This window comes from Nodularia sp. UHCC 0506 (assembly GCF_034931045.1).
Classification (GTDB): Bacteria; Cyanobacteriota; Cyanobacteriia; order Cyanobacteriales; family Nostocaceae; genus Nodularia.
The window spans coordinates 57919-65051 of record NZ_JAYGHH010000030.1 but is presented as its reverse complement, the minus strand read 5'-3'; the positions used below and the strand labels follow the sequence as shown (position 1 = coordinate 65051).

The following is a 7133-nucleotide window of genomic DNA, read 5'->3' as shown; positions in this document are numbered from 1 at the left end:
TTAAGCTAGAAGAATCGGCTACAGCGTTCCAAAAAAACCCTACTAAATTAGTATTTTAACAATTTGTAATTATTTTTCATATATTGTAGAAATCCGGGAGCAATAGTCAAGGGTAGGAGTTTTATAGCTTGTGAGTGGGATTGAGAAAACTAGGTTAGTAGTTAGTTATCCCTAATACGGAAGTGCAAGCCGGATACTGGCAGGCTAAAGTTAAATAAAAAATCATTAGAGGCGGAACATGGAAATTGGCGTTCCTAACGAGTCTAAAGATCAGGAGTTTCGGGTAGGGTTAAGTCCTTCTAGTGTGCGAGTGCTGCGGGAAAATGGTCATGCCATTTTTGTTGAAACTCAAGCAGGTAGTGGTGCGGGATTTACAGATGATGAATATAAAAACGCTGGGGCTGAAATTGTTGCTACACCGGAAGCTGCTTGGAATCGGGAGTTAGTTGTCAAAGTCAAAGAGCCTCTAACTAGTGAGTATAAGTTTTTACAAAAAGGACAAGTATTATTTACTTATCTGCATTTAGCAGCTGATCGCAAATTGACCGAGCATTTAATTGATTGTGGCACTTGTGCGATCGCCTACGAAACCGTAGAACAACCCGGTGTTAACAAGCTACCACTGCTAAGTCCCATGAGCATTATTGCAGGTAGGCTATCAGTACAATTTGGAGCCAGATTTCTAGAACGCCAGCAAGGTGGTAGAGGAGTTCTCTTAGGTGGTGTACCTGGAGTCAAAGCCGGAAAAATCGTCATTTTAGGCGGCGGCGTTGTCGGTACAGAAGCCGCTAAAATTGCTGTAGGTATGGGTGCGACTGTACAAATATTAGATGTAAATGTCGAGCGTTTATCTTACTTAGAAACCTTATTTGGTTCGAGAGTCGAATTGCTTTACAGTAACTCTGCTCACATCGAAGCAGCTATTAAACAAGCTGATTTACTTATTGGTGCAGTTTTAATTCCAGGACGGAGAGCGCCAATATTAGTATCCCGTGAATTGGTCAAACAAATGCACCCCGGCTCAGTTATTGTAGATGTTGCAGTTGACCAAGGCGGTTGTGTGGAAACACTACACGTAACATCACATACTAATCCTGTATATGTTGAAGAAGGTGTAGTACATTATGGTGTTCCTAATATGCCAGGTGCAGTACCTTGGACAGCAACACAAGCACTAAATAACAGTACATTACCTTATGTTGTGCAGTTAGCAAATCTAGGCATCAAAGCATTAGATGTTAACCCAACATTAGCTAAAGGCTTGAATGTCCAAAATCATCGCTTAGTACATCCGGCTGTACAAGAGGTTTTTCCAGATTTAGTCAATTAATAATTTCGTGATTCCTTCAGACTGAAATCTAAAAACACATAAACAAAGCCTGCTTGCTTATGCAGGCTCAATTTTTTCTAGTTAATTAACCAGAATTTATAGAAATTTAAGATATAATTGATTGCAGGAAAAATTATTTTTATCTTGATAGCTAGTTAGTAGCATCGACTAACAAAAATGAAACCTGTCTGTTCTCAAATACCAAAACAAATAGAACTACCTCTACAATTAGTAACCTATCAAAATAAATTTACTTTCATAGATTTATTTGCTGGTATTGGTGGATTTAGAATCGCTTTAGAAAAATTAGGTGGTCAATGCTTAGGATATTCTGAAGTTGATAAACAGGCGATAAAAGTCTATCAGCGAAATTTTATCAGCTACTTAAATAGAGATGAAGTTGAGTTAGGCGATATTACCAAAATAAATGAACTTCCGCCTAATATTGACTTAGTAGTTGGTGGCGTTCCCTGTCAACCCTGGTCAGTTGCAGGTTGTTTAAGAGGATTTGAAGATCCCAGAGGTAAATTATGGTTTGACGTAATTCGATTAGTCAAAAAAAGCCAACCTAAAGGCTTTATATTTGAAAATGTCAGTGGATTAGCAAGTCCTAAAAATAGAGATAATTTAGAACTTATTTTGCAAGAATTGCAGAATGTAGGATACTGCGTTAAATGGAAAACCTTAAGCGCTTATGATTTTGGTTTACCTCAAAATAGAGATAGAGTTTTTATTGTTGGAATTAGAAATGATCTAGAAAAATATCAAGAATATAAATTTCCCCAGCCTTTAAATATTCACCCCAAGGTTTTAGACGTTTTAGACGACCTGAAAAATATCAAATTCGTGGAAAAAGTCAAATTAGATTCACATACCTTATTTAAAGGCATGATTCCACCATCAAGAACTAGATTTCAAAAAGATGATGAATTAAATGACTTTTTTATATTCTCAGATTTAAGAAATGGACATACAACCGTTCATTCTTGGGATATTATCCCTACAAGTGACAGAGAGAAAATGATTTGTTTAACTCTTCTAAAACATAGAAGAAGTAAAAAATATGGTGAGAAAGATGGAAATCCTTTGTCTGTGAGCAATTTTCAAGAAATAATATCTGATATACAGGTTAGTGAATTAAATGAATTGGTTGAAAAATCAATATTTCGTTTAACTGCTGATAACAAGTATGAATTCGTTAACTCTAAAAATATGACCGGTATTAATGATATTTATCGAATTATTTTACCTACGGCTGATATTGTTCCAACTTTAACAGCCACTGGTGCTAAAGACTATATAGCAACAGTATCTATTTATGCTAATCATCCTGAACAGTATAAAAGTCTGTTCTTGGAAAAAATATATAAAAAGAAAAAATACATCCCCATTACTGCAAAACACGCTTGTAAATTACAAGGATTTCCCACAAACTTTGAATATCATGAAAAAGATGATACTGCAAGAAAGCACTTTGGTAATGCTGTTCCTGTACCTGTCGTTGAGTATGTAACTAAAGAATTACTTAAAATATTGGAAATTTAGTTTTCAGTTAGAAGATTTATTTTCATAAAAAATATCATGAAATTCTGCGGCAAAATTTTCTTGACCTAGTTCAGTAAAAAGTGATTTAAGTTGCTCAAATGTATTTATTTTTCCGGAACAGAAATCCCAAAACTCATTTTCAACCCATATATCTTTGTTCCTATCCAAAGGAGAATTAGTTAACATACTTTGTTGTTGTTCGTACCAATCTTTAGTAAAAGGATTAAAAGGAATAGCAATACGAGCTTCTAAGTTTGCATCAGGATTTTCAGCAAACCTGTAGGTATACCACTCTAGAAGTTGCCTATTAAATCCTTTGAAGTTACCTTGATTCGGTTGTGTAGTTTTTATATCAAAAACATATTCAATTCCAGCTTTATAAAAATGAATATCAACTCCAGTTCCTGATGGAGGAGATGTATATTGGATTATATCTTGAGGATTAGTTTTTAAAGCAGCTTCTTTCAGTCTCTTTATACATTCTTCTGTAGAAACTCTCTGATTACTCGGCTTATTTTCACGTTCAGAAACTAATTTATTGAATTCTTTCTGTAATTGGTGGGGAAATGGTTCAGGACGTAATATTTTTTTAGTTATAATTCTAAAACCATTTAATTCAGCTAAAGTTTTAGCTATAGGTTCCCAACAAGTTGTTCCTAAACTGGTTTCTAAACCACCAATCAAAGAGCGTACTCGTCTTTCTACAGGAAAAATATCATCTAATACCTGGTAGTTTTTTACTGTTTTATTTTTAAAGAAAGCCCTAATTGATTTTTTCAGATTTTCCTTGAGTTTTTGCTTAATAAGTTCATCCATGTTTCAAGGTTTTCAATGTATATCATAATTAGCAAATAAATCAGATATAGATATATTTAGAGATTTAGCTAATTTTTCTATATTGACCAAGGAAACATTACATTTTCCTAATTCAATATTTGAAATGTAAGTACGATGAAGTTCTGCTTTTTCAGCCAATTCTTCTTGAGACAAATTTAGTTCTCTTCTTCGCTTTCTCACAGAGCGACCAAAATGCCATTTTATATCCACACCTTTGATTTACTCCAAGAAATCATAAATTAATGAAAACTATAAATCTACAGAATATACCTAACATTTTGTAGCTTATAGATAACATATTTAAGTTTTGTAAATTATAATTTGTACTTATTACGCTTTTATAATCCAATACTGGGATCGCCAACACGGTATAAATCACCTAATTGCCATCCTTATCTAAAGATAGATTTTTATAATTTTTAGTAATGAGAAAGCGCAGCAGTGGTTAATTCATAAACCTAAAAATAAATTTGTAATTTATCGAGTATAAAATACTATAGGAATCCGGTTTGGTTTATGAATTTACTCGTAGAGGTAGGGAACAGGGAACAGGGAACAGGGAACAGGGAAGAAGGAATCAAGGAATACGGAGTTTTGTTCAAAATTCAAATAGGAGTCCTATATATTTTTCAATCTTACACATTGATTGCAGATGGAAGTCCAGAAAAGTCTTATTGACACAATTTGCAACAAACCTACTCTAAATGCTGCCTTTTGGTATATTTACGCCATATTTAAAACGTGTATCCTAAATAGTGTGGCTAATTAAGGAAGAAAATTCGTGGAATTTTTATCCGATTCTGTGGTTTTATCACGGATGCAATTCGCATTCACTGCACTATTTCACATGGTGTGGCCTGTCCTCACTACCGGGATGGGCATTTATCTGGTCATCGTTGAAGGAGTATGGCTAAAAACTCGTAACCCTGACTACTACCTTCATGCTCGTTTTTGGTCAAAGCTTTACGTCCTCAATTTTGGGATTGGTGTAGCAACAGGTATCCCAATGGAATTTCAATTTGGGACGAATTGGGGGCCATTCTCGGAAGCTGTAGGTAACTTTTTTGGTAGCGTTATCGGTTTTGAGGCTTCTTGGGCATTTATGCTGGAAGCAGCATTTTTAGGTATTATGTTATTCGGCTGGGAACGTGTTAATCCCGCCATTCATTATCTTTCAACAATCTTGGTAGCTGTAGGCGCGAATTTATCAACTCTCTGGATTTTGACAGCAAATTCCTGGATGCAAACCCCTGCGGGTGGGGAAATGATTGATGGTAAATTTGTTGTTAGTGATTACTTTCAGGCAATTTTAAATCCCTTCATGGTTAATAGTGTGCTGCATATGTTTTTTGCAACACTGGAAACTTCTTTATTTGTGATTGGTGGAATTAGTGCTTGGTATATTTTGAAGCAACGCCACCAAGCTTTTTTTACTCGGTCTTTAAAGATTGCTTTAGCAGCTGCGATCGCAGTCGCACCATTACAAATATACATCGGTCACTTAAGCGGCGAACAAGTCTATCACTATCAACCCACCAAACTTGCAGCAATGGAAGCCCAATGGGAATCTTCCCCAGCTGGACAACCTGCTGATTGGAGTTTGCTGGCTATACCCAATGAAAAAGCCCAAAAAAATGACTGGGAAATTACTGTTCCCAATGCGCTGGGGTACATTCTGGAATTTAAACAAAATCTTTCGGAACCTTTACGCGGTTTAAAAGAGTGGAAACCAGAAGATCGTCCCCACATGGTGGGTTTAATTTACTACGCCTTCCGCACTATGATCGCCATTGGTTTTTTCTTAGCCGGGTTAATGCTGTTAAGTACTTTGCAATGGTTGCGTGGTAAACTCTCAGCCGAAAATATTACTCAGCAACGTTGGCTGATGCGGGCTTGGATATTTGCAGCACCTCTAGGATACATCGCCGTAGATTCCGGCTGGATTGTGCGCTGTGTGGGTAGACAACCCTGGACACTTTACGGACAGATCCGCACAGTTGATGCTGCTTCTAATGTACCTGCTAGTAACGTTTTAGCTTCATTAACTAGCTTTGTCACAATCTATAGTTTGCTGTTTATTGCAGCCATATACTTCGGTAGTCGCATTATTCGTAGAGGGCCAAATCTTGACTTACCAATCCCAGGAATAGAAATTACTAAACCCGCAGTGGAAACCACCCCTGGAGAGTTTATACCCGATGAACGTCCTGTAGAAGCACAACAATAAAAACGAGCGGGTTTAGTCATCTTGTTATTCATCTTGAATGATATCTGTAAACCCGCCCCTACTGGGGAATCTCTACTCAATACAGTATTTTGGCAAAACATCTCAATAGGGAATTGTATGGAGACACTTGAATATTTTCTTCCCCAAGTATGGTTTGTAATTTTGGCTCTCTTCCTCTTCCTCTACGTGATGCTAGACGGATTTGATTTAGGGGTGGGGATATTATCTCTCACTTCCTCCGATGAGGAAAGACGGGGGATTTTAATGACCAGTTTGAGTAATATTTGGGATGCGAATGAAACCTGGCTTGTTCTCATGGGAGGCGGGCTTTTTGGTGCATTTCCTTTAGCTTATGGCACAATTTTAACTGCCTTATATATCCCAATTCTCACAATGGTGTTTGGATTTATTTTTCGGGGTGTGGCTTTTGAGTTTCGGGAGTTATCCAACCGTAAAATTTTCTGGAATTTCGCTTTTGGGGCTGGGAGTTTTACCGCCGCACTTGGTCAAGGTTTCGCTTTGGGGGCGGTACTCAAGGGAATTAACGTTGATAAAGCCGGACACTTTATTGGTACAACTTGGGATTGGCTGAGTATTCCTTCTATTTTGGTGGCTTTAACTTTGATTCAAGCATACGTGTTGATTGGTTCCACCTATCTTGTCTGGAAAACTACAGGAGAGTTACAAGCTACTCATTTTAAAACTGCCAAAATTGCTGCTTGGACAACTTTAATAGGTGCTATTTTCATCACCATTACAACACCAATCATTTATGAAAGCGCTAGATCCCGCTTGTTTCAACAACCGCTAGTTTATATCTTTGCTGTCATTCCTATTTTGGGAGTTTTGCTAATTTGGCAACTTCTGAAAAGTCTCAATTTGGGTGAAGAAAGAGCGCCTTTTGTGTGGACTATTCTTTTATTTGTGTTGACTTTTCTGGGCTTAGGATTAATTGTTTTCCCTTATATTATTCCTAATCAAATCACCATTTATGAGGCTGCGGCTGATCCGAGTTCGCTGGTAATCATGATTATTTTTATCGGCTTTCTGATTCCAGTGATGTTGTTTTACAACCTTTACCAGTACATTGTGTTTAGAGGTAAGGTGACTAGTGAGCAGTACGGTGAGTAAATAAGTTTTGCGGAACCCCTCCCCCAATACGGTTCGATGTCAGCAAGGAGGGGAATAAAATCA

Annotated in this window: 6 protein-coding genes; 4 read left to right on the top strand and 2 right to left on the bottom strand. The window is 37.0% G+C overall.

Annotation, left to right across the window (positions count from 1 at the left end; genetic code table 11):
- Positions 1-238: 238 nt before the first annotated feature.
- Together ald and VB654_RS16465 are read left to right on the top strand one after the other, a co-directional pair.
- Positions 239-1330 carry an alanine dehydrogenase gene (gene ald, locus VB654_RS16470; protein ID WP_323214858.1) on the top strand — a complete coding sequence of 364 codons (1092 nt, stop codon included), beginning with the start codon at positions 239-241 and terminating at the stop codon, positions 1328-1330.
- 177 nt (positions 1331-1507) lie between these two features.
- Positions 1508-2875, top strand: a complete 1368-nt coding sequence (locus tag VB654_RS16465; RefSeq protein WP_323214857.1) for a DNA cytosine methyltransferase — start codon at positions 1508-1510, stop codon at positions 2873-2875.
- A gap of 3 nt (positions 2876-2878) precedes the next feature.
- Here the strand turns inward: VB654_RS16465 and VB654_RS16460 are convergent, their stop codons facing one another.
- Both VB654_RS16460 and VB654_RS16455 read right to left on the bottom strand, forming a co-directional pair.
- A complete protein-coding gene (locus VB654_RS16460; protein ID WP_323214856.1) occupies positions 2879-3691 on the bottom strand; it encodes a TdeIII family type II restriction endonuclease in 813 nt (270 codons plus the stop codon).
- A 12-nt stretch (positions 3692-3703) separates the two neighbouring features.
- A complete protein-coding gene (locus VB654_RS16455; protein ID WP_323214855.1) occupies positions 3704-3922 on the bottom strand; it encodes a helix-turn-helix transcriptional regulator in 219 nt (72 codons plus the stop codon).
- A 571-nt stretch (positions 3923-4493) separates the two neighbouring features.
- Between VB654_RS16455 and VB654_RS16450 the strand changes: the two genes are divergently transcribed.
- Together VB654_RS16450 and cydB are read left to right on the top strand one after the other, a co-directional pair.
- The gene (locus VB654_RS16450; protein WP_323214854.1) at positions 4494-5939 is read left to right on the top strand and encodes a cytochrome ubiquinol oxidase subunit I; all 1446 of its coding nucleotides are present in this window, start codon (positions 4494-4496) and stop codon (positions 5937-5939) included.
- Between the two features lie 117 nt (positions 5940-6056).
- On the top strand, positions 6057-7070 hold the full coding sequence (cydB, locus tag VB654_RS16445; RefSeq protein WP_323214853.1) for a cytochrome d ubiquinol oxidase subunit II: 1014 nt from the start codon (positions 6057-6059) through the stop codon (positions 7068-7070).
- The last annotated feature ends 63 nt before the right edge of the window (positions 7071-7133 follow it).

Coding starts and splice junctions, on each gene's coding strand:
- ald (WP_323214858.1), top strand. CDS start 239: ATGGAAATTGGCGTTCCTAACGAGTCTAAAGATCAGGAGTTTCGGGTA.
- VB654_RS16465 (WP_323214857.1), top strand. CDS start 1,508: ATGAAACCTGTCTGTTCTCAAATACCAAAACAAATAGAACTACCTCTA.
- VB654_RS16460 (WP_323214856.1), bottom strand. CDS start 3,691: ATGGATGAACTTATTAAGCAAAAACTCAAGGAAAATCTGAAAAAATCA.
- cydB (WP_323214853.1), top strand. CDS start 6,057: ATGGAGACACTTGAATATTTTCTTCCCCAAGTATGGTTTGTAATTTTG.